A 22,136-nucleotide genomic window follows, 5' to 3' on the forward strand; every position below is an offset into this window, starting at 1 on the left:
CGGTTCAGCCCTTCTTCGACGCGTCGTCGGCCACGCCGAGCCGCTTGTGCATGATCGGGCTGGTGGTCGTGTACTGGAGGAACTGGCGCGCTTCGGGGTTCAGATGCTTCTGGACCGCGAACGCGGCCAGGGCGGCCTCGTGGAACCCCGACAGGATCAGCTTCTTCTTGCCCGGATAGGTGTTGATATCGCCGATCGCGAACACCCCGGGAATCGAGGTCTGGAACTTCTCCGTGTCGACCGGGATCTGCTTCTTCTCGATCTCCAGCGACCAGTCGGCGATCGGGCCGAGATTGGGCGCCAGGCCCCAGAACACGAGGACGTCCTCGCCGGAGACGCGGACCTTTTCCCGCTCCAGCGTGGTCAGCTCGAGTTCGGTCACCCGACCGTCCTCGCCGAAGGCCTGGGCCACCGTGCCCTGCTGTTCGGTGACCTTGCCGGCCGCGGCCAGCTCCTTCATCTTGGCGACCGTCGCCGGTTGTGCGCGGTAGTCCTTGCGCCGGTGGACCAGCGTGATGTGCTCGGCCAGGCCGGCCAGGTCCACGGTCCAGTCCAGCGCCGAATCGCCGCCGCCCAGGATCAGCAGCCGCTTGCCCTCGAAGCGTTTGCGGTCGGTGACCTTGTAGTGGATGTTCTCGGCGTTCAGGTCGTCCAGGCCCTTGGCCCGCAGCCGGCGGGCCTGGAACGAGCCGAGGCCGGCGGCGATGATCACGGCACCGGCGTCGAACACCGTTCCCTTCGAGGTCTCCACACGGAACCGACCGTCGTCCTGGATCGCGAAGCCGGTGACCTCCTGCTTCAGGTGCACGCCCGCATCGAAGGGCTCGATCTGCTCCTGCAGCTTGTCGATCAGCTCCTGCGCGCCGATCACCGGCCAGGCAGGGATGTCGTAGATCGGCTTTTCCGGGTACAGCTCGCTGCACTGGCCGCCGACCTGGGGCAGCGAATCGACCAGTTCGGCCTTGAGGTCCAGCAGGCCGAGTTCGAACACCTGGAACAGCCCGACCGGGCCGGCGCCGATGATGACCGCGTCGGTCTTGATCGTCATGAATCGTCCTCGTGTGGAATGGTGGAACGCGCTTCCGGCGTCGCGACGGGCGAGTGCATCCGGTAGGCTTCCATTGTCCATACATGATGGCACGACGAGGTATGTCCAACCCCCGCGAGATCCGCCTGAACCCGGAATGGCTCGATGCCCTGGGCGACGAGTTCGAGCAACCCTACATGCACGAATTGCGTGCGTTCCTCCAGGCCCGAAAGCAGGCCGGTGCCGAGGTGTATCCCCCGGGCGGACGGATCTTCAACGCGCTGGATTCCACGCCGCCGTCGAGGGTCAAGGCGGTGATCCTCGGCCAGGACCCGTACCACGGCCCCGGCCAGGCCCACGGCCTGTGCTTCTCGGTCCGGCCCGGCGTGCGCGTGCCGCCGTCGCTGGTCAACATCTACAAGGAACTGCACGACGACGTCGGCTTCGCGATCCCGAGGCACGGCTGCCTGCAGGCCTGGGCCGAGCACGGCGTGCTGCTGCTCAATGCCGTGCTGACCGTCGAGCGCGGCAACGCCGGCGCCCACCAGGGCAAGGGATGGGAGCGCTTCACCGACCGCGTCGTCGAGGTCGTGAACGCCGGCCCCAATCCGGTGGCCTTCCTGCTGTGGGGTTCGCACGCGAAGAAGAAGGGGCAGGGCATCGACCGTACGCGCCACCTCGTCCTGACCGCCCCGCATCCGTCGCCCTTGTCGGCGCACCGGGGGTTCCTCGGCTGTCGGCATTTCTCGAAGGCGAACGCCTGGCTGGAGCAGCAGGGCCAGGCACCGATCGACTGGACGCTACCGGCGGAGATCGGAGCTACCTGAGGCGCGTGCCGGGCGGCACCTCGCCGTCGGGTACGCACAGCACCACCGCGCCGTTGTCGTCGTGAAAGCCGGTGACCAGGCACTCGGATCGCATCGGCCCGATCTGCTTCGGCGGAAAATTGACCACGGCGACGACCCGGCGGCCGACCAGCGAAGCCGGTGTGTAGTGCTCCGTGATCTGCGCGCTGGATTTCAGAACGCCGACCTCCGATCCGAAATCGATCCGCATCCGGATCGCCGGCTTCCGTGCCTCGGGAAACGGCTCGGCGGCCACGACCACCCCGACCCGCAGATCAACCTTCTCGAAATCGTCCCAGCCGATCGTCTCCTGGAGGGTTCCGGCCGAGTCAGTCATCCCGGTCGACCGGGTCCGCCGACGGATACGCCGACGGATACGCCGTCCGCACCAGCCGGCTCGGCCCGCCCGGCCGCGTGCGGACAATGAAGATCCGCTCGTACTCCGACTCGTCCAGGTCCCCCAGCGCCGGGCCCCCGAAGGCCTCGACGAGGTCGTCGACCGTGTTGCTGTGCCCGACGATCAGCACCGAACCACCGGCATGCTCGGCCAGCACCTCCGCTGCCAGCGCCTTCGAATGCGCCTCGACGCCACCCGATGCGATCGGCCGCACCTGCACCTGAAGCCCCAGCCGATCCGCCAGCGGCCTTGCGGTCTCGAGATTGCGGATGAACTGCGTCGAATAGATCCCTTCGATCCCCGCATCCGCCATCAGCTCCGCCAGCGCCCAGGCCCGCGCCTCGCCCTCGGCCGTCAGCGGCGGATCCGACGTCCCGTCATCGGCCTTCTCGGCGTGGCGCACGATCACGACCTGGGTCCAGTCCGCATCCGCGAACGCGAGCGCTGAGGCGAGGACGGGTACGACGAACAGGCATGAAATGATCGTGCGCATCATCGAGGCGACCGCGTTGAGTGAAAGCTAAGCCTACATCGTCTCGGTCCCGGTCAGGGCCGACTCGATCCTGCGAGTGCTCCCCCCGGCGCATTCGCCAGCCACCCCACCGCGTCGTGCGCAGCACGACAGGCGGTTCGTAGGAAATGGTTTCCTGCAGGCAGCTTGCTTGCGGTGTGGGAAAGGTGGTGGCCAGGGACGGACCCGGAGCGAAGCGGAGGTCGCTGTCGTTTTTTGACAGCCATCTAACCGCGTCGTGCGCAGCACGACAGGCGGCTCGTCGAGGAAAACGGCTGCGGGACGGAAACGAAGCGAAGCGGAGTTGTGAGCGTTCTTTGCTCACCATCTAACCGCGTTGCGCGCAGCGCAACAGGCGGTTCGTGGGAAAAGGTTCCTACGATGCTCGGTGCTTGAATCAGGGGGAAGTGGTGGCCAGGGACGGAATCGAACCGCCGACACGGGGATTTTCAATCCCCTGCTCTACCAACTGAGCTACCTGGCCGTCTTGTGCGACTTGCGGGTCGGCCGGGGTGGATTCGGGCGAATCGGTCCCGGCGACCGGAAGCCGCGTATTACACCCCGATCGGGGCGAAAAGTCAACCCGCGGGCGGCGAATCGCTGCCCCCTTCGGAGCCACCGCCGAGGTCGAAGGCGGCGGTGCGGACGTGGGTCGTTCGTTCACCGGACGGGTGTTGGTCGGATCCGGTCCAGGCGACCAGCAGGCGGTCGCCGCGCGGGGTCTCGACGACCGCCATGCGCGGGAAACCGCTTCCGCGCCCGGGTCCGAGGTCGGCCAGCACCCGAACGCTCCGGGTCTCGCCGTCCCGGCCGATCCGGGCGAGCTTCAGCGAGGCCCCGCCGTCGACCTCGTCCATCCACAGAAGCAACCAGTCGTCGTCGTGCCGGGCAAGCTGGACCCGGCCCAGCGCGGAGCCCTCGGAGAAGCGGCGCGTGACAGGGAAGGTTTCGCCGGCGTCCTCCGAGAGCGCCAACCGGACCGCCGGGATGTGGTTGGCCATCGTGAACCAGGCCGCTGCGACCTGCACGCCGTCGGCCGCGACATCGGGGCCGTTGACCGGGCAGCCGCCGATCACCCAGCCGTCTTCGGCGACGGGTGCCGGCGAGGTCCACTCGCCGTCGACCCGACGGACGATATGGATGTCGCGCACCTCGTCGTCGGACCGGTCGCGGTAGACCACCACGGGGCCGTTCCCGGTCAGCGCGCTGGCGGTCTGGCAGCAGTCGCAGACGCGGTCGTCCAGTTCGACGGACGGACCGAACGCGGCGCCGACCATGCTGGCCGTGCGCAGCGTCATCGCCGCGCCGGAGCCGTGCCCGGCGACGTTCCCGGCGACGTGCCCCTCCCGTGCTGCCGGTTCGTCCGCGTCGATCGCGGTATGTCGACCGTCGAGCCAGACCAGGTGCGGCGTGCCCTCGCGGTCGGCAAAGTAGCTGACGAAGCCGTGCTCGGTCTGCGTTTCGTCGCGGTGCGGGATTGCGGGCAGCGACCAGCTCTCGCCCTGGTCCGTCGAGCGCGAGACCACCACGTCGTAGGCATAGGTCGACTCGCCGCTCTTGACCGGCCAGTGGGCGACCCAGTCGCCGCCGGGGGTGACGAACAGGCGTGGTGTGTCGGCCCAGTTGGCGAACCAGCCGGTGCCATGGGCAATCTCGCCGGCTTCGCCGAAGCGCTCGCCGTCGAAGGTCGCGAAGCGCAGCGCGTGTCCGTTGTCGAAGCGTTCGATCCACGTCAGCACCGCGCCGCTCCCGGTCTCTGCCAGTTCCGGCGCCATGGCGTCGGGCCCGGTCGGGTTGGAAAGCGGGGCCGCGGCGACGGAACTCGTCGCGAGCGCCAGGGCGAGGATCGCGAAGGCTCGGATGATCGAGCCGCTCGCGGTGAGCGGATTTCCACGGTTCGAATCGTTCATCGCGCTACGATGACACAACTGGCCGGCCAGGAACTCGCTGCAGGCCACGCGGTCCCCACTGTCGATAGGCGAATTCGTCTTGCTCGAGGAGTTGTTCATCATGATCCGGTCCTGCTCGAAATTCCTTGGCCATGGTCTGCCGGTCCTGCTGCTCGCGCTGGTCGTGGCCGGATGCGCCGCGCCGGCCGGCCCGGCTGCGTCGTCCGGCGCGTCGTCCGACGATCCGGCCCCGGCGTATCCGGACTTCATCGGCGAACCGGTCCGTTCCTTCGATTACAGCCAGCTGGTCGACTGGCACGAGCTCGATCGCGACTGGATCTGGGTGCGGGTCAATCGGAACCGGTTCTTCGCGATCGAGCTGATGCAGCCCTGTATCGCCGATGCGCGCGAGGCGGTCGGCCTGACGCTGATGCCGGGCAGCCCGAATCGTCTGACGACGGCCGACCGGGTGATCCTGCGCGGGCGGGACTGCCGGATCGCGTCGATCGCACCGTTCGACCACGCCGGCTGGCGTCGGGCGATCGTTACGGACCGCTGAAGGTTCCGCACATTCCGCCGAAGGCTCTGGCCGGCCCGCTGACGCCGCGGGCGCGGCCGGGTCAGTCGTCGGACGGCGGCACGTAGCCGGCGGCTTCGTCGACATCGCCGCCGAACAGGAAGGCCTCGGCCTGTTCGATCAGGTACTTGCGGTGCGAGGGCTCGATCGGAGACAGCCGGTTCTCGTTGATCAGCATGGTCTGGTGGGCGAGCCACTTCTGCCAGGCCTCGGCGGAGATCTCGTTGTAGATGCGCTCGCCCAGTTCGCCGGGCAGGGGCTTGCGCGGCAACCCTTCGGCTTCCTTGTCGAGATAGACGCAGTGGACGGTTCGGCTCATCGGTGACGTCTCGGGTTCAGGCAGGTCGCCATTGTAGAGGCCTCGGCCGGCCGGGCCGTGCGGTTCGCACCTAGAGCCGCTCGAGCAGGGCGCGGACGGGCTTCGGAAGGCCGGCTTCGAGCCATTCCTCGGCGGTTCTCCAGCGCCGGTCCTCGCGATCGCGCACCGCGTCGTCGGGCCGGGCAATGCGCTGGTGGACCAGCTGCATGCGAAGACGGAAGTGCGAAAACACGTGCTCGATCGGTTCCGGCGGCTCCAACCGCTCCGCTCCCTCGACCGCGTCGCCACCGGCGACTTCCGGCAGGCACCACAGGCCGCCCCAGATACCGGTCGGCGGCCGGCGCTCGAGCAGAACGCGGCCGTCGGCGTCGCGTAGCAGGCCGAAGTGCTGCTCCCGGGTCGGCAGGTTCTTCCTCGGCTTCGGCGTGGGTAGCTCCTCCTGACGGCCGTCGCGACGCGCCATGCAGTCGGCCCGTACGGGACAGTGCGAGCACGCGGGGCGTTTCGGCGTGCACAGGGTGGCGCCGAGGTCCATGATCGCTTGCGTGTAGTCCGCCGGGCTTCCGTCCGGGGTGCGCACATCGGCCTCGGACCACAGGGCGCGCTCGACGGCGCTCCGCCCCGGCCAGCCCTCGATGCCGGCGTGGCGGGCGAGCACGCGCTTGACGTTGCCGTCGAGGATCGGCGCTCGACGGTCGAAGCCCTGGGCAACGATGGCTGCGGCGGTGGAACGGCCGATGCCGGGCAGGGCGGCGAGGGCGTCGACCTCGCTGGGAAACTCGCCGCCGAATTCATCGACAAGCCGGCGGGCTGCGGCATGAAGGTTGCGAGCCCGGGCGTAGTAGCCCAGGCCGGACCAACAGGCCAGGACGTCGTCGACCGGGGCCCGGGCCAGGGTATCGACGTCGGGAAACCGCTGCATGAACCGATCGAAGTAGCCGACCACGGTCTCGACCCGGGTCTGCTGGAGCATGATCTCGGAAATCCAGACCCGATACGGCGTGCGCGGATGTTGCCAGGGCAGGTCGTGGCGGCCGTGCCGGCGCCACCATTCGAGCAGACGTTCGGAAAACGGCGCCACGGCGCCGGGTCAGTCCGCTTCGACCGGGAGCACCGCGTGGACGAAGGTGCCGGCGTCGAAGGGCCGGAGGTCGACGGCGCGCTCGCCGGCGCCGATGAAGCGGATCGGCAGCTTCATCTCCTCGGCGATGGCGAACACGATGCCGCCGCGGGCGGTGCCGTCGAGCTTGGTCACGGTGATGCCGCTGAGCTCGACCGCCTCGTCGAACTGGCGGGCCTGGGCCAGCGCGTTCTGGCCCGTACCGGCATCGACCACCAGCATGACTTCGTGCGGCGCCTGCTCGTCGACCTTGGCCATCACCCGGCGAATCTTGCCGAGCTCCTTCATCAGGTGGCCCTGGGTATGGAGCCGTCCGGCCGTATCGCAGATCAGCACGTCGACACCGCGCGCCTTCGCCGACTGCAGCGCGTCGAAGATCACCGCGGCGGAGTCGGCGCCCTGGTCCTGGGCCATGACCGGGACATCGTTGCGCTTGCCCCATTCCTTGAGCTGTTCGACCGCCGCGGCGCGGAAGGTGTCGCCGGCGGCCAGCATGACCTTCAGGCCGTCGTCGAGATAGCGGCGGGCCAGCTTGCCGATCGTCGTGGTCTTGCCGACCCCGTTGACGCCGACCATCAGGATCACGAACGGCTTCTTCTCCGGCTCGACGGCCAGGAACTGTTCGCACGGCTCGACCAGGGCGTAGAGTTCGGCCTGGACGGCGGGCAGGACATCGGCCGGGGCCTGGACCAGGCCGCGCTTCACGCCGTCTCGCAGGCGGTCCATGATCCGGGTGGTCGCGGCCACGCCGAGGTCGGCCGTCAGCAGCGTGGTCTCGATATCGTCGAGCAGGTCCTCGTCGATCTTCTCCGAGCCGCGAATCAGGCCGAACAGTCCGGAGAGGTGCGAGCGCGTGCGCTCCATGCGCGCGTCCAACGGGTCCTGCCCCGACTGGGGCTTCTCGACGACGTCGGTGGGTTCGACGCCGTCGCCGGTTTTCTTGCGGCGGAAGATCGAGAACATGCAGGCAGCTCGTGCAGGCAGCGACGCGATGGTGGACAAGCCCGCTATGCTAGCACCGTGAATGCAGGCAGACGCACGGGGCAGGTCCGGATCATCGGCGGCGACTGGCGCGGCCGGAAGCTGGCCGTGCCCGATCGGCCGGGGCTGCGCCCGACCGGCGACCGGGCGCGCGAAACGCTGTTCAACTGGCTGCAGGGCCGGGTCGCCGGGCGGCGGGCCGCCGACCTGTTCGCCGGAAGCGGGGCCCTGGGGCTCGAAGCGGCCTCCCGGGGTGCGGCCCGGGTCGACCTGGTCGAACGCGATCGTTCGCTGATCGAAGGCTTGAAGTCCGCCGTCGCGGCCTGGCCGGGCGCGGAGCGCGTGTCCTTCGCGCCCGTCGACGCCATGGCATGGCTCGCCTTGATCGACGAACCCCTGGACCTGGTGTTCGTCGATCCACCCTTCGACGCCGGTCTGCACGCGGCCGTGCTCGACGCCCTGTCCGCGCCGGGCCGGCTGGCGCCCGACGCGCGGGTCTATGTCGAGAGCGATCGGCGCTCGTCCGATCCGCTGGACGGCCGCGACGACTACGACGTCCTGCGCGAGAAGATCCTCGGCGATGTCCGCCTGCAGTTGCTGACCCGTACCCAGGAGGACGCCGGCCGGGCTGCATGACCCGGTCGGTATAATCGGCGGCCGTTTCTCGCGATCGAGTTCGAAATGACCGTAGCGCTGGATTACCGCGTCGCCATCTACCCCGGGACCTTCGATCCCTTGACCAACGGCCACGCCGACCTGATCGACCGCGCGTCGAGGATGTTCCGCCAGGTCATCGTCGCGATCGCCGAGAGTCCGCACAAGCAGCCGGCCTTTTCGCTGGCCGAGCGCATCGACCTGGCCGAGCGCGTGCTCGATGCCCAGGGAGTGGCCAACGTCGAGGTCGTGGGCTTCAGCGACCTGCTCGCGCATTTCGTCGAGGAGCGCGGCGCCGGGGTGATCCTGCGCGGGTTGCGTGCGGTCTCGGACTTCGAGTACGAGTTCCAGCTGGCGTCGATGAACCGGCACCTGGTCCAGGACGCCGAGACCGTGTTCCTGACCCCGGCCGAGGAATACAGCTTCATCTCGTCGAGCCTGGTCAAGGAGATCGCGCGCCTCGGCGGCGACGTCTCAGAGTTCGTCGACGCCCGCGTGGTCGACGCGCTCAAGCGGCGCTACGCGGACTGATCACGAGCTGCCGACCGACCGTTCCGTTTCTTTTCCTTTCCTTTCCGTTTCCGACGCGATCCGACGCGTCGACCGTTGTCCAGGAGGATTCATGTCGAATCGCCCGTTTCTTGCCTCGCTCGCCCTGTGTCTGCTGCTTCCGGCCGCCGGTGTCGCCGCCGAGGGCCCGGGTCGGGCCGCGATCGCCAGCGCCCACGAAGATGCCACCGCGGCCGGGTTCGAGGTACTCGAAGCCGGCGGTAACGCCTTCGACGCCGCGGTCGCCGTGTCCGCCGCGCTCGCGGTGGTCGAGCCGGCGTCCTCGGGCGTCGGCGGGGGCGGATTCTGGCTCCTCGAGCGGGCTTCGGACGGCTTCGCGACGATGGTGGATGGCCGCGAGACCGCGCCGGCCGCATCGACGGCCGACATGTATCTCGATGCCAACGGCGAGTTCCAGCGCGAACTGGCGATCAACGGCGCGCTGGCGGCGGGAATTCCCGGCGCGATCGCCGCCTGGGCACACATCGCCGAGACCTACGGCGAACTGCCGCTGGCCGAGTCTCTGGCGCCGGCGATCCGGCTGGCCGAACAGGGTTTCGAGGTCGACCTCAAGTACCAGCAGCTGCTGAACTGGCGCGCGCATATCATGCTCCAGTGGCCCGAAACCGCGGCGATCTTCATGCCCGGAGGCGAACTCCCGGCGATCGGCGATACGATCGTCCAGGCCGATCTCGCCGAAACGCTGAAGCGCGTGGCCGAGCAGGGTGCCGACGGGTTCTATCGCGGCGAGACCGCCGAGAAGCTGGTCGCCGGCGTGCGTGCCGAGGGCGGCATCTGGACGCTGGACGACCTGGCCAACTACCGCGCGGTCGAGCGCGAACCGATCCGCACGCATTTCGGCGATTACACGCTGCTGACCGCGCCGCCGCCGTCGTCGGGCGGTATCGCCATCGCCCAGATCCTCGAGCTGATCGAGCCGTTCGGCTACTTCGGCATGGACCGCGTCGACCGCGTGCACCTGCTGGCCGAGGCAATGCGGCGCGCCTATCGCGACCGGGCGCTGTATCTCGGCGATCCGGACTTCACGGACATTCCCGTCGACCTGCTGCTCAGCGAGGCCTACGCGGCCGGTGTACGCACGACGATGCGGATGGATCGTGCGCTGCCTTCGGCCTATCTGGCCGCCGACCCGGACCGCTTCGAGGACTCGACCAACACCACCCATTTCTCGCTGATCGATGCCGACGGCAACCGGGTCTCCGCCACGCTCACGGTCAACCTGCCGTACGGCGCCGCCTACGCACCGCCGGGGACCGGCGTGCTGCTGAACAACGAAATGGACGACTTCGCGGCCAAGGCGGGCGAGCCGAACGCCTACGGCCTGATCGGCTTCCGCGCCAACGCGATCGAACCGGGCAAGCGGATGCTGTCGTCGATGAGCCCGACCATCATCCACGGCCCGGACCGGCTGGCAGTGCTCGGCACGCCCGGCGGCTCGCGGATCATCACCATGGTGCTGCTCGGCATCCTGGACTTCCTCGAGGGCAACGGCCCGGACTCCTGGGTGTCCCTGCCGCGCTTTCACCACCAGTACCTTCCCGACCGCATCTCGGTCGAGCGCGATGCGCTGACCGAGGCGGAGATCGAGGCGCTGGAAGCCCGCGGCCACGAAATCGAGGTCCGCGCCCGCCCGTGGGGCAACATGCACGGCGTGATGTGGGACTACGAGACCAACACCCTCGAAGCCGCCCACGATCCGCGCTGGGACTCCGGCGGGGCGGAAGTCCGCAGCATTCGCCCGGTCGAGTCAGCGGCTGCCGGCGGCTGATTCACGAGAGGTTTGGTTGTCCACGGATGAACACGGATGAAGAAAAGAACGAGCAGACCTACAATTCGCTAAATGAAGCGCTACGAGTTCGACCGTAGCCGCCGTTCCATTTATTCTTGCCGGCCCGCGCCGCTCATGCACGGTGTTCGGTTACACCAGTAGGCTACTAGTCCTGTTCCCCTTTTTATCCGTGTCCATCCGTGTTCATCTGTGGACACACCTCGATTGGTCTTCTCCTGTCGCCGCTTGATCGAGCAGCACTACTTCCGTCGCGCCATGCCGGCGGTGAGGATCAGGCGCAGGGATTCGTCGAAGGGCATGTCCACCGGTTCCAGCCAGTCCTTCGGCACGATGACCATGTAGCCGGCGACCTGGTAGCTCAAGGGCAGATAGACGCACACTTCGCCCTCGACCCCGAAGGGCAGGTCGGTGAAATCCTCGCGGGTGACGTAGCCCATCATCGCGACCCCGAGCTCCGGGTGGCGGACGAGCACCGCCTGGTCGAACTTCCGTTCGTCGCCGCTGAAGTAGTCGACGAAGTCCTTGGTCGCGCGGAACACCGGTTTGACGAGCGGCAGCCGGTCGAGCAGCGCCTCGCCGAGATCGATCAGCTTGCGGAACAGCCAGACCTGGCTGAGCAGGCCGATCGCGATGACGATCAGCACACCGCCGACCAGGCCCATCCCGCGGACATACAGGTCCTCCGGCAGCACCCACTGGATCATCGCACCGACCCCGCGTTCGGCCAGGCCCGCCAGCCAGAACACGATCAACAGGGTCAGGGCGATCGGGATGATCGTCGCCAGGCCTTTCAGGAACAGCCGGACGATTCGCTGGATCGGCGAACCGGTCTCGTCGTCGGAATCGCTCAAGAAGTCATGCTCCGGGTGGAGGCCGGGGTCAGAGGTCGTCGAAGCGCCGCTTCAGCGCTTCCTTGTCGTCGGTCACGATGCGCTCGAGGGTCTTCACCCGCTCTTCGAGCCGGCGCACGGTCTCGGCCTGCTCGGGGTCGGGATTCGCGGACTTCGAATTGCGGATCTCCATCTTGTAACGCGTGATCGCGACGATACCCATGATGCCGGCGATCGCCACCATTGCGGTCCAGAAGTTCATGCCTGACCTCCCCATGATTCGACTGGTGCCCAGTGTATCGCCGCGCGGCGACGCGCCGCGCCTGCCGAAGGTCAGGGGGCGCTCTCGGGCAGCTCCGTGTGCCGGTCTGCATGCGGCGCGGGTCGGCGGATCCGCATCCTCTCCATCAGGTAGCACAGGCAGTCCTGGCGGACGACCTCCGCGTGCGTGCTGAGCATCGCCGGCATGGCCGGTCGACGGGTGACGACGCGATCTCCGTCGAGCTCGAACCAGTCCGAGGTGCAATCGTGGCCGTCCGTGTCGATGGCGACCAGCAGAGAACGATCGGCGCCGTTGTGCCGGGCAAGCGACGTGCCCGGCGGCAGCTCCGTGAAGTTCATCCGGTCGATCTCGGGGTCGAGCACCAGGTCCGCGCCCGGTTCGCCGAAGCTGAAGCTGCAGTCGGAGTCCACGCGCACCGCGGTCGTGACCTGGAACAGGTCGAGGTCCTCGGGATTCGGGAATCGATGGGGGAGTTCGTCGATGTTCAGCACCGTCTCCAGGTACGCCATGGCGTGGTCGGTGCCGCCCTGTTGTCCGGGCTGGCCGCACTCGAGAGTCACGGCCGGGCAGAACGCGCCGAAGGCCATCGACTGCACGCCGGAAGGCTCGGTGAAGAAGATCACCGTGCGCGAAAAGCGGCTGGCCAGCATCAGGCGCTGCGGTTCGATCGCATTGACCGCCGCATAGTGCGGGTTCTCACCGGTGTTGTTGTGGATATCGATGCTGGCGAAGGGGCGCAGCTGCCGCACGTGGTCGGTGATCCGGGCCAGCTCCCGGTGCAGTGCTGTGTGCTCGTCGTTCGAGCCCGGCCAGCAACGGTTCATGTCGGGCTGGTGATCGAGGCGGCGGCGGTGCTCGGCCGCGGCCTCGACATTGCCGATCAGCAGGGCGAGGCTGCGCGGCAGCGGATCGCGGGCGTAGCGACCGGCCAGCAGCCGGCGAACCGCGTCCCAGCCGGAGGTCTCGTTGCCGTGCTGGATGACCGAAACGAACAGCGGGTCGGGCCGGCGGCCGGGCAGGTGGATCAGGGTCGGTCCGGCAAGGCGGCCGGCGAGTTCATGGGCCCGGAGGCCGAGCAGGCCGTCGGGCATGTGATCCAGGATGTCGAACTGCATGGCGGGGCGGGAATCCGGCGCGTAGCGCATAGAGCAAAGCAGGTAGGCTATCCGATTCGGCGTCACGGGACGGCGCTGTCCGCCGGGGCGGGTTGTTGCGGCTTGAAATCCCGTCGGCCGGCCCATACGCGAGACGCAGTTCGGATTCGAGCCCATTGATCGGGGAACGTCAAGGCATGATCGAGACCAGGGAACTGACCCGCCGGTACGGTGACTTCACCGCGGTGGACCGGCTGAGCTTCCGCGTGGAGCCCGGGACCGTACTCGGCTTTCTCGGCCCGAACGGGGCCGGCAAGTCGACCACCATGAAGATGCTGACCGGCTTTCTGCCGCCCACGTCCGGTACGGCCGTGATCCACGGCCACGACATTCGCGAGGAGTCGCTCGCCGCCCGCCGCTTGATCGGCTACCTGCCCGAGGGTGCTCCCCTGTACGGCGAGCTGTCGGTGCATCGTTTCCTGGAGTTCGCGGCCGGTGCCCGCGGCTTCCGCGGCGCCGAGGCCGCCCGGCGCGTGGCTCACGTGATCGAGCGGCTGGAGCTGGGCGAGGTGCGGCGCCAGACCATCGAGACGCTGTCCAAGGGTTTCAAGCGCCGGGTCGGCCTGGCCCAGGCGATCCTGTCCGATCCGCCGGTGCTGGTGCTCGACGAGCCGACCGACGGCCTGGACCCGAACCAGAAGCAGCAGGTCCGCCGGCTGATCCGCGAGATGGCGCCGGACAAGATCATCGTGATCTCCACCCACATCCTCGAAGAGGTCGACGCCCTGTGCTCGCGCGCGATGATCATCGCCCGCGGCCGCCTGCTGGCCGACGACACGCCGGCGGCGCTGCTGGCGCGGTCGCGCTACGCCAACGCGGTCAGCCTCGCCACGCCGGACCTGCAGACAGCCGCCTCGGCGCTGAGCGAGCTTCCCGAGGCCGGTGAGGTCGAGGTCCGGCGCGGCCTGGTCACCGTGTTCCCGTCGGGCCGCGGCGACCTGTTCCGCGCCGTGTCGGCGCTGGCCGAGCGGGCCGAGTGGCCGGTGACCCGCATGCAGCTCGAAGCCGGACGGATGGACGACGTGTTCCGTGCCATTACCCAGGAGGCCGAATCCGACGCTCGCCGCGAGGAGGCCGCCTGATGACCGCACTGACCGAACGACTCGGCATGAACAACCTCGGTATCCTCCTGCGGCGCGAGCTGGCCAGCTACTTCGCCACGCCGGTGGCCTACGTGTTCATCGTCATCTTCCTGCTGATGGCCGGCGCCTTTACCTTCTATCTCGGCGGCTTCTACGAACGCGAGATCGCCGACCTGCAGCCGTTCTTCACCTTTCACCCCTGGCTCTACCTGTTCCTGGTGCCGGCGATCGGCATGCGGCTGTGGGCCGAGGAGCGGAAGTCCGGAACCATCGAGCTGCTGCTGACGCTTCCCGTGACCACCGGCGAGGCGGTGATCGCGAAGTTCCTGGCCGCGTGGCTGTTCGTCGGCCTGGCCCTGGCGCTGACCTTCCCGACCTGGATCACGGTCAACGTGCTCGGCGACCCGGACAACGGCGTGATCCTGGCCGGCTACCTCGGCAGCTGGCTGATGGCCGGCGGTTTCCTGGCCATCTCCGCCTGCCTCTCGGCGGTGACCCGCAACCAGGTGGTGGCCTTCATCCTGGCCGTCGTCGTGTGCTTCGGCTTCCTGCTCTCCGGCCTGCCGATGGTCCTCGACCTGTTCCGCGGCTGGCTGCCGCAGGCCGCCGTCGATGCGATCGCCAACCTGAGTTTCCTCGGCCACTTCGATTCCATCTCGCGTGGGGTGGTCGAACTCCGGGATCTCGTCTATTTCGCCCTGGTGATCGGCTTCTGGCTCGCGGCCAATCGCATCGTGATCGAACTGAAGAAGGCGCACTAGCATGAACAAGCTGTACTCCACCGGAGCACTGGTCCTGCTCGCCGTGCTGTTCGTCGTGCTGACGATGCTGGCGGGACTGACGCTGCGCAACCTGCGTGTCGATCTGACCGAGAACGAGCTCTACACGCTGTCGGACGGCACCGTGAACATCCTCGAATCGCTGGACGAGCCGATCACCCTGCGGCTGTACTTCAGCGACTCGGCGAGCGAGGACCTGCCGCAGATCCGGCGCTACGCCGACCGGGTCTGGGAATTGATGCAGGAAATGGCCAGCCGGGCCGACGGGCGGCTGGAGATCGAACGGATCGATCCGCTGCCGTTTTCCGAGCAGGAGGACGACGCGGCCCGCTACGGGCTGGAGGGCGTTCCCCTCAGCCAGGCCGGCGACCTGCTGTACCTGGGCGTGGTCGGCACGAATCGGATCGACGGCCTGGAAGTGCTGCCGTTCGCTTCGCCGCAGCGCGAGACCTTTCTCGAATACGACCTGGCCCGGATGATTTCCAGCCTGGCCACGCCGGACCGGCCGCGCGTGGGCCTGGTCAGCGGTCTGCCCCTGGCCGGCGGCATGAATCCGCAGACCGGTCAGCGCAACCCGGCCTGGGCGGTCCACGACCAGTGGACGGAACTGTTCGACGTCCGGACCATCCAGCCGACCGCCGGCTCCCTGCCGGAGGACCTCGACGCGCTGGTGCTGGTCCACCCGAAGCAGCTTTCCGAGGCGCTGCTCCGCGCGATCGACCAGTTCGTGCTCGCTGGCGGTCGGCTGCTGGCCTTCGTCGACCCCTATGCGGAGGCCGACCCGGGCGACAACCCGATGGATCCGGCGGCGCGTTTCATGGCCGAGCGCGACTCGTCGCTTCCCACCCTGTTCGAGGCCTGGGGCGTCGGATTCGACGTCGAACGGTTCGTCGCCGACCCGGGTCGCGCCCTGCAGGTCTCGCTCCAGCAGGGGCAGCCGCCGGTCCGTCACCCGGCGATCCTGGGGCTGACGGCGGCCGACATGGACGACGAGGACATCGTCACCGCGCAGCTCGATCTGATCAACACGGCATCGATCGGTGCCTTCGACCTGTCGGCGCTGGCCGAGGGGCTCGAGGCGGTGCCCCTGCTCGAATCGAGCGACGCCGCCGGCGAGCTGCCCACGGAGCGGCTGCGAATGGCGGCCGATCCCGCGTCGCTGGCCGACGAGCTCGGTGAGGGCACGGGCGTCCGCACGCTGGCCGTGCGGCTGACCGGCACCGCGAACACGGCGTATCCGGACCGCGCGGCAGCCGACGAGGACTGGCGCACCGAGGGCGCACTCAACGCGATCCTGGTCGCGGACACGGACCTGCTCGCCGATGCGCTCTGGGTCCAGCGCCAGCGCTTCCTCGGCCAGGTCCTGCTCGAACCGTTCGCCGACAACGGGGCGCTGGCGGTCAACGCGGTCGAGAACCTGCTCGGCAACGCCGACCTGATCTCGATCCGGGGACGCGCGTCGTCCGATCGGCCCTTCGACCTGGTCGATACGCTCCGGCGCGAAGCCGAGGCCCGCCTGCGCGCGACCGAGCAGCAGCTGGAGCTCGAACTGCGCGAGGCCGAGGCCCGCCTGACCGAGCTGCAGCAGGCCCGCGGCGATACCGACCTGAGCATCCTGACCCCGGAGCAGGAGGCCGAGATCGACCGCTTCATGAACCAGCGGCTCGAAATCCGGCGCCAGCTGCGCCAGGTCCGCCGCGAACTCGACAGCGACATCGAAGCGCTGGGCAGCCGCGTCAAGCTGATCAATATCGCGCTGATGCCGGTGCTGGTCACGCTGTTCGCCCTGTTCATCGCCTGGCGCCGACGCCGCGCCCAGCACGAGGGAGACGACGGATGATGATGCGCAATCGACTGCTTCTTCTTGCCTGCGCGACGCTGCTCGCGATCGGTCTGGTGATCTGGCTGGGCGCGGAGCGTCCCGTCGACGATGAATCCGGCGGTCCGGTGCTGGCGGGCCTGGCCGGGCAGATCAACCGCATCGATGCGGTCGACCTGGTTGCGCCGGGCGAGGCCACGGCGGTGCGCCTGCGGCGCGAGGACGAACGGTGGCGCGTGCTCGACCGGGACGGCTACGAGGCCGACTTCCAGCAGGTCGTCGACCTGCTTCGCACCCTGGCCGAGGCCGAGCGCAGCGAACCGAAGACCGCCGACCCGGCGTGGTACGGCCGGCTCGGCGTGACCGACCCGGCCGATCCCGATGCGACCGGTCGCCGGATCGAGTTTCCGGGCACGGACCTCGTGCCGGTCATCGTTGGACAGGTCGACCCCACGGACAGCGGCAGCTACGTTCGATCGACGGACGAGGAGCAGGCCTGGCTGGCCGACCGCGTCATCGAGGTGGCGCTCGATCCCGTGGCCTGGCTGGAGCCGGGGATCATGGACATCCCGGCCGACGATCTCGTCTCGGTCACCGTGACCCATGCGGACGGCGAAACGGTGCGTCTGCAGAAGGTGACCGGGCCGGGTGAGGGCGACGAATCGGGCGAGGGCGAATGGGTCCTGCGCGACGTGCCGGAAGGCCGGAGCGCGGGGCCGGCTTGGCGGCGGAATGCACTGGCCAATTCCCTGCGTGGTCTCGGCCTCGATGACGTTCGGCGCTTCGCCCCGCCGCACCCCGACGACGCGGCGCGAACCGTGCTGGTCACGGACGACGGGCTGCGCTTCACCGCGACGAGCTGGCGCGAAGGCGAGGGTGAGGACCGCTCCGCCTGGGTGCATTTCACCGTCGACGAGGCCGAAGGCGCCGCGAGCGCGACGTCGGAGTCCGAGCCGGCGAGCGAAGGCGACGCCGATCGCGATCCGGCTGAATCCGGAATCGAAAGCGCCGCCGCCGAGCGGCTCGCCGATGCCGTCGCCGTCGACGCCCGCCTGTCGCCCTGGGCGTTCCGCATCCCCGAGCCCCGCGCCGACGACCTCGCGCCGCGCCTCGACGACCTGCTCGAGCCGCCCGACGAGGACTAGCGTCGAACCTCGCTTACCGCAGGTGGACGCGGGCGTTCATGCGGGAAAGCAGGGGCAAGGGGTCCACAGATGAACCCGGATACAGATTGAAAAAACTAAAGAAATGCAAGGGCTATTTACCGCAGATGGACGCAGATGAACGCGGATAAAAGACATTGAACAGACTTGTGTCCGGAGATGAGCACGGGTGAACGCGGGTAGACATCGCGCAAGGCAGAGAAGTCCCACGGTGATGCACTCCAGATGGACGCGGATAAGAAAATCCAGAAACAAATTTGTGTCCACAGATGAACACGGATACAGATTTGAAGAACAGAAGAAATGCGAAGGCTACCTACCGCAGATGGACGCAGATGAACGCAGATTCGGGAGCGGAAAATCCGGTGTCGACAGATGAACACGGATGAACACGGCTAGGCCGCGGGAATCAGAAACCCTCTTTCCCAGCGTATATCCGCACCGACATTGACCGCCCAACCATCGTGGTGGTGAACCGCGGAGTTCCAAACTTTCCAAGATTCTTTTCTGTATCCGTGTCCATCCGTGTCCATCTGTGGACAGAATCCGGTTTTCAGTTTCCAGCTGTTCGCCTTATCTCTTTATCGCATTTGTATTCAATCTGCGTCCCTCTGCGTTCATCTGCGGTAAGCATTTTCCGTTCTGCTTTTGTTCACCAGTAGCTGCGGTCAGCGCTTGACCTGAAATCATTCACAACGTCGAGCTAGGGCGCCGAGCAGCTTCCCTGGCCGCGGGTGATTTCCCGTACCGCGCGTTCCAGCGCGGGTGCGCGGCCTTCCGGCAGGCGGACCTGGAGCCTGACGCCGTCGGAGGTCCAGCCTTCGTCGAGTTTCTCACCGCCGAGTTCGTCGACCTGCCGGTGCAGCGCGTCGGCGAATTCGAACCCGGCTTCCACGATGCGCTCGGTCATCGCGACGATCGGCGCCGTCGGCGCGGCCTGCAGGACTGCCATCGCTGTGCCGCCGTAGGCCCGGGCCAGGCCGCCCGTGCCGAGCTTGACCCCGCCGAAGAAGCGGCTGACCACGGCGATCGAGCGGTCGAGGTCGAAGTGCTCGAGCGCGGCCAGGATCGGCCGTCCCGCGGTGCCGCCGGGCTCACCGGCGTCGTCGAAGCGCACCGTACTGCCCACGCGCCAGGCAAAGGCCACGTGCCGGCAGCCCTCCGCGCCGTGCTCGGCGACGAAGGCCGCGGCGTCGTCCGGGCCGTCGATCGGGCCGCAGACCCCGATGAACCGGCTCTTGCGGATCGTCTGCTCGACCCTGGCGATGCCGGTGAGGCGATTCATTCCTGCGACGTGGTCTCGACGCTGTCCGCCGCGTCGTCCACGTCCTCGACGCGGGCGTGCACGGTGAAATCGCGGACCCGCGCCCGGAACGACCGGCCCGGCTCGAAGTCGTCGCGCCGCGAGAGCAGCCTGCCGTCGTCGTCGAGCAGGACCGCGTAGCCCCGGTCGAGCACCGCCAGCGGGCTTACCGCATCGAGCGCACGCGCATGCTGCCCCAGCCGGGACGCGGCCCGTTCCAGCGACTGCGCCATCGCCATGCGCAGGCGCCGATCGAGCGCGTCGCGGCGGCCGGCAGCCTCGCGCAGGCGCGGCGCCGGGTGCCGGGCGGCCAGGCGCGCGGCGAGGCCCTCGGTCCGGCGCAGGTCGTTCTCCAGCCGGCGGCGAGCGGCGCGGCGAAGCTGCCGCTGCAGGCCGCGGAGGCGCTGGTCGAACTCGCCGAGCCGTCGCCGCGGATGGGCAGCAGCACGGCGGCGGTCCAGGCCGTCGAGTCGCTGCCAGTCCTGCTGCAGCGTCCGTCCGATCGCGCGTCGGAGACGATCGCGCAGGGCGTCGATCTGGCGACGCAGGGCCGGGCCGTCGGGCGTGACCGCTTCGGCGGCGGCGGTGGGGGTTGCGGCGCGCAGGTCGGCCACGAAGTCGGCGATCGTGAAATCGGTCTCATGGCCGACGCCGGAGACGACCGGGGTCCGCATGTCGCCGATGACCCGGGCAAGCGCCTCGTCGTTGAATGCCCACAGGTCTTCGATCGATCCGCCGCCCCGCGCCAGCAGCACCACGTCGGCGCCGCTGCGGTCGGCCGCCTGCAATGCGCGGGTCAATTCGCCCGGCGCGCTCTCGCCCTGGACCGTGCTGCCGTGCACGTCCACGCGGGCCGCTGGCCAGCGCCGCCTCAGGGTGGTCAGGATGTCGCGCAGCGCCGCGCCCGACGGCGACGTCACCACGGCGATCCGGGCCGGGTGGGTCGGTAGGGGGCGCTTCCGGTCCGGGTCGAACAGGCCCTCGGCCTGGAGCTTCTTCTTCAGTGCCTCGAAGGCCTGCTGCAGTGCGCCGCTGCCGGCCGGAAGCAGGGCATCGGCGATCAGCTGGTAGTCGCCGCGGGGCTCGTACAGGCTGATCCGGCCGCGAACCAGCACCTGGTCGCCGTTGGCCGGCCGGGCCGACACGTTGCCCTGGTTGCTGCGGAACAGCGCGCAGCGGACCTGGGCGCGTGCATCCTTCAGGGTGAAGTAGAGGTGCCCGGAAGCGGGCCGCGCGAGGTTCGAGATCTCTCCCGACAGCCAGATGCGCGCGAAGCCGGCTTCCAGGTGGACGCGAACCTCGCGATTCAGTTCGGCGGGCGTGTAGACGAGGGTTTCGGGGCCGGGCGGTGCAATGCTCATCGCGGAATTATACGAGCCGTGCAGCTGCCCGCCCGGTCGCATCGCCTGCACACGGTCCGTGGATACTGACGCCTTCCCCGGATTGGGTGCGACGTGCCGAGCGCCCGTCCGCACGACCTGAATGAGCGACCCGCAAGCCCCAGAGCACGCGCCGGAACGAGACGCCTCGGGCGACCGCGAGACCGATCGCGAAAACGATCGCGAAATCGATCGCGAGAACGACAGCGCGAATGCCCGGAGCAAGGACCGCGACCTGACCTCGGGTCCGGTTTCCGTCAATCTGCTGCGCCTGGCCGGGCCGATGCTGTTCGGCATCGCTGCGGTGATTTCGGTCCAGCTGGTCGATACCTATTTCGTCGGCCGCCTCGGGACCGATGCGCTGGCCGCTCTGTCCTTCAGTTTTCCCGTGGCCCTGACCCTGACCAGCCTGTCGATCGGCTTGGCGGCGGGCGCGGCGTCGGTGGTTTCGCGCGCGGTCGGCGAGGGTCAGCAGGACCGCATGCACCGTCGAGCGACCGATGCGCTGCTGCTGGCCTCGGTCATCGCCGTGCTGATGGCCGCGGTCGGCATCCTGCTGGTCCGGCCCCTGTTCCAGTTGCTCGGTGCCCAGGGCGATGTGCTGGACCTGGTGGTGGCCTACATGCGGATCTGGTTCCTGTCGCTGCCGTTCGTGGTCGTGCCGATGGTCGCCAATGCCATGGTCCGCGCCTGCGGCGACGCGTTCTGGCCGAGCTTCATCATGATCGCCGCCTCGGTGGTCAATGCGGCAGTCACGCCGTTGCTGATCTTCGGCTGGGGGCCGGTGCCCGGACTGGGGATCGAAGGTGCGGCAGTGGGCACGCTGGTGGCCCGGGTGCTGTCGCTCGCGATGGCCCTGTACCTGGTGCTGAAGCGCGACCGGCTCGTCGAGGCGCGCGTGCCCGCGGTCCGGCCGTTCCTCCGATCGGCGCGCGAGGTGCTGTGGATCGGACTGCCCGCGGCGATCGGCAACGCGTCGAACCCGGCCGGCATCGCGGTGGCCACCGCGCTGATCGCCGTCCTGGGGTCGCAGGTCGTCGCCGGCTTCGGCGTGGCGACCCGGCTCGAGGCCTTCGCGATCCTGCCGATGCTGGCGCTGTCCTCGGCGATCGGCCCGATGGCCGGCCAGAATTGGGGTGCCGGCGAGATCGGACGTGTCCGCAAGGCGCTCGGCATCGCCTACGCCATCTGCGCGGGCTGGTCCCTGCTGCTGGCGGGGCTGTTCGCGCTGTTCGGGCAGACCATCGCCGGTTGGTTCGCCTCGGAAACCTCGGTGGCCGAAGAGGCGGCCCGCTATCTGCATATCGTGCCGATCAGCCTGTGGGGCTACGGCGTGGCGATCGTCGCTGCCGGCGGCTTCAACGGCCTCGGAAAGTCGTTGACCGGCTTGTCCTATTCGCTGACCCGGATCGCCGTGTTCTACGTGCCCATGGTCTGGATCGCGTCGCGCATCGACGGTTCCGAGACCGTGTATGCAGCCATTGCCGCAGCCAACGGCCTGGCGGGCATCGCGATCGCGTGGCACTCGCTGCGCTGGCTGAAGAAGGCCGAGCAGCAAGGACTCGCCGAGGATGCCGACGGCGACCGGTCGGAAGGCGGCAGCGACCGGCAGGACGACACCGCGCCGGCCGGAAACACCCGGACCGACCCGGCCAGGTGCTGAGC

At 68.5% G+C, this 22,136-nt stretch carries 22 protein-coding genes and 1 tRNA gene; 10 read left to right on the top strand and 13 right to left on the bottom strand.

The genetic code is table 11. The features are described from left to right. Window positions 1-4: 4 nt before the first annotated feature. Complete coding sequence (locus KUV67_10485) at window positions 5-1,042, bottom strand: NAD(P)/FAD-dependent oxidoreductase (protein MBY6205309.1); 1,038 nt, start codon at window positions 1,040-1,042, stop codon at window positions 5-7. A 107-nt stretch (window positions 1,043-1,149) separates the two neighbouring features. Here KUV67_10485 and ung point away from each other — a divergent pair, with 107 nt between their 5' ends. Then, window positions 1,150-1,854 (top strand): uracil-DNA glycosylase, encoded by a 705-nt coding sequence (gene ung / locus KUV67_10490; GenBank protein ID MBY6205310.1) that lies wholly within the window; start codon window positions 1,150-1,152, stop codon window positions 1,852-1,854. Here ung and KUV67_10495 read toward each other — a convergent pair. The 4 genes from KUV67_10495 to KUV67_10510 all read right to left on the bottom strand — a co-directional run bounded on the left by KUV67_10495 (window position 1,847) and on the right by KUV67_10510 (window position 4,792). Next, window positions 1,847-2,209, bottom strand: a complete 363-nt coding sequence (locus KUV67_10495; protein MBY6205311.1) for a tRNA-binding protein — start codon at window positions 2,207-2,209, stop codon at window positions 1,847-1,849. The genes ung and KUV67_10495 overlap by 8 nt on opposite strands. Next, window positions 2,202-2,765 carry a histidine phosphatase family protein gene (locus KUV67_10500; protein MBY6205312.1) on the bottom strand — a complete coding sequence of 188 codons (564 nt, stop codon included), beginning with the start codon at window positions 2,763-2,765 and terminating at the stop codon, window positions 2,202-2,204. The genes KUV67_10495 and KUV67_10500 overlap by 8 nt, the downstream gene beginning before the upstream one ends. A 423-nt stretch (window positions 2,766-3,188) precedes the next feature. Beyond that, window positions 3,189-3,264: transfer RNA gene (locus KUV67_10505), tRNA-Phe, on the bottom strand. A 94-nt stretch (window positions 3,265-3,358) separates the two neighbouring features. Then, entirely contained in the window at window positions 3,359-4,792 is a 1,434-nt protein-coding gene (locus tag KUV67_10510; GenBank protein MBY6205313.1) for a glycoside hydrolase, read from the bottom strand. Here KUV67_10510 and KUV67_10515 point away from each other — a divergent pair. Further along, window positions 4,791-5,228 carry a hypothetical protein gene (locus KUV67_10515; GenBank protein MBY6205314.1) on the top strand — a complete coding sequence of 146 codons (438 nt, stop codon included), beginning with the start codon at window positions 4,791-4,793 and terminating at the stop codon, window positions 5,226-5,228. The two genes, KUV67_10510 and KUV67_10515, sit on opposite strands and share 2 nt — an antisense overlap. A 61-nt stretch (window positions 5,229-5,289) precedes the next feature. On the opposite strand, the gene KUV67_10520 is transcribed toward KUV67_10515, so the two are convergent. The 3 genes from KUV67_10520 to ftsY all read right to left on the bottom strand — a co-directional run bounded on the left by KUV67_10520 (window position 5,290) and on the right by ftsY (window position 7,648). After that, a complete protein-coding gene (locus KUV67_10520; protein MBY6205315.1) occupies window positions 5,290-5,565 on the bottom strand; it encodes an oxidative damage protection protein in 276 nt (91 codons plus the stop codon). A gap of 70 nt (window positions 5,566-5,635) precedes the next feature. Further along, complete coding sequence (gene mutY, locus KUV67_10525) at window positions 5,636-6,625, bottom strand: A/G-specific adenine glycosylase (GenBank protein ID MBY6205316.1); 990 nt, start codon at window positions 6,623-6,625, stop codon at window positions 5,636-5,638. A gap of 30 nt (window positions 6,626-6,655) precedes the next feature. Then, entirely contained in the window at window positions 6,656-7,648 is a 993-nt protein-coding gene (gene ftsY / locus KUV67_10530; GenBank protein ID MBY6205317.1) for a signal recognition particle-docking protein FtsY, read from the bottom strand. 57 nt (window positions 7,649-7,705) lie between these two features. On the opposite strand from ftsY, the gene rsmD reads away from it, so the two are divergent. The 3 genes from rsmD to ggt all read left to right on the top strand — a co-directional run bounded on the left by rsmD (window position 7,706) and on the right by ggt (window position 10,658). Next, on the top strand, window positions 7,706-8,302 hold the full coding sequence (gene rsmD / locus KUV67_10535) for a 16S rRNA (guanine(966)-N(2))-methyltransferase RsmD (protein ID MBY6205318.1): 597 nt from the start codon (window positions 7,706-7,708) through the stop codon (window positions 8,300-8,302). Window positions 8,303-8,347: 45 nt separating this feature from the next. After that, window positions 8,348-8,851, top strand: coding sequence for a pantetheine-phosphate adenylyltransferase (gene coaD / locus KUV67_10540; protein ID MBY6205319.1), 504 nt, complete (start codon window positions 8,348-8,350; stop codon window positions 8,849-8,851). Between the two features lie 91 nt (window positions 8,852-8,942). After that, the gene (ggt, locus tag KUV67_10545) at window positions 8,943-10,658 is read left to right on the top strand and encodes a gamma-glutamyltransferase (protein MBY6205320.1); all 1,716 of its coding nucleotides are present in this window, start codon (window positions 8,943-8,945) and stop codon (window positions 10,656-10,658) included. Between the two features lie 260 nt (window positions 10,659-10,918). Here the strand turns inward: ggt and KUV67_10550 are convergent, their stop codons facing one another. From KUV67_10550 to KUV67_10560, 3 genes are all read right to left on the bottom strand, one after another. Further along, window positions 10,919-11,530, bottom strand: coding sequence for a DUF502 domain-containing protein (locus KUV67_10550; GenBank protein ID MBY6205321.1), 612 nt, complete (start codon window positions 11,528-11,530; stop codon window positions 10,919-10,921). A 28-nt stretch (window positions 11,531-11,558) separates the two neighbouring features. Continuing rightward, entirely contained in the window at window positions 11,559-11,771 is a 213-nt protein-coding gene (locus KUV67_10555) for a hypothetical protein (protein MBY6205322.1), read from the bottom strand. Window positions 11,772-11,842: 71 nt separating this feature from the next. After that, complete coding sequence (locus tag KUV67_10560; protein ID MBY6205323.1) at window positions 11,843-12,907, bottom strand: succinylglutamate desuccinylase/aspartoacylase family protein; 1,065 nt, start codon at window positions 12,905-12,907, stop codon at window positions 11,843-11,845. Between the two features lie 176 nt (window positions 12,908-13,083). On the opposite strand from KUV67_10560, the gene KUV67_10565 reads away from it, so the two are divergent. From KUV67_10565 to KUV67_10580, 4 genes are read left to right on the top strand one after another with little or no spacing between them, the layout of a single operon-like run. Further along, entirely contained in the window at window positions 13,084-14,028 is a 945-nt protein-coding gene (locus tag KUV67_10565; GenBank protein MBY6205324.1) for an ABC transporter ATP-binding protein, read from the top strand. Between the two features lie 26 nt (window positions 14,029-14,054). Beyond that, window positions 14,055-14,789 carry an ABC transporter permease subunit gene (locus KUV67_10570; protein ID MBY6205325.1) on the top strand — a complete coding sequence of 245 codons (735 nt, stop codon included), beginning with the start codon at window positions 14,055-14,057 and terminating at the stop codon, window positions 14,787-14,789. A gap of 1 nt (window position 14,790) precedes the next feature. Further along, window positions 14,791-16,647, top strand: coding sequence for a Gldg family protein (locus tag KUV67_10575; protein MBY6205326.1), 1,857 nt, complete (start codon window positions 14,791-14,793; stop codon window positions 16,645-16,647). After that, window positions 16,644-17,771 (top strand): DUF4340 domain-containing protein, encoded by a 1,128-nt coding sequence (locus KUV67_10580; GenBank protein ID MBY6205327.1) that lies wholly within the window; start codon window positions 16,644-16,646, stop codon window positions 17,769-17,771. Before KUV67_10575 ends, KUV67_10580 begins: the two co-directional genes overlap by 4 nt. A gap of 721 nt (window positions 17,772-18,492) precedes the next feature. Here KUV67_10580 and KUV67_10585 read toward each other — a convergent pair. Then, window positions 18,493-19,074 (bottom strand): IMPACT family protein, encoded by a 582-nt coding sequence (locus KUV67_10585; protein MBY6205328.1) that lies wholly within the window; start codon window positions 19,072-19,074, stop codon window positions 18,493-18,495. Continuing rightward, window positions 19,071-20,453, bottom strand: coding sequence for an exodeoxyribonuclease VII large subunit (gene xseA / locus KUV67_10590; protein MBY6205329.1), 1,383 nt, complete (start codon window positions 20,451-20,453; stop codon window positions 19,071-19,073). Before xseA ends, KUV67_10585 begins: the two co-directional genes overlap by 4 nt. Before the next feature lie 121 nt (window positions 20,454-20,574). Here xseA and KUV67_10595 point away from each other — a divergent pair, with 121 nt between their 5' ends. After that, a complete protein-coding gene (locus tag KUV67_10595; GenBank protein ID MBY6205330.1) occupies window positions 20,575-22,134 on the top strand; it encodes an MATE family efflux transporter in 1,560 nt (519 codons plus the stop codon). Window positions 22,135-22,136: the final 2 nt, after the last annotated feature.

The sequence above is a fragment of the Halomonas denitrificans genome, assembly GCA_019800895.1.
GTDB lineage: Bacteria > Pseudomonadota > Gammaproteobacteria > Xanthomonadales > Wenzhouxiangellaceae.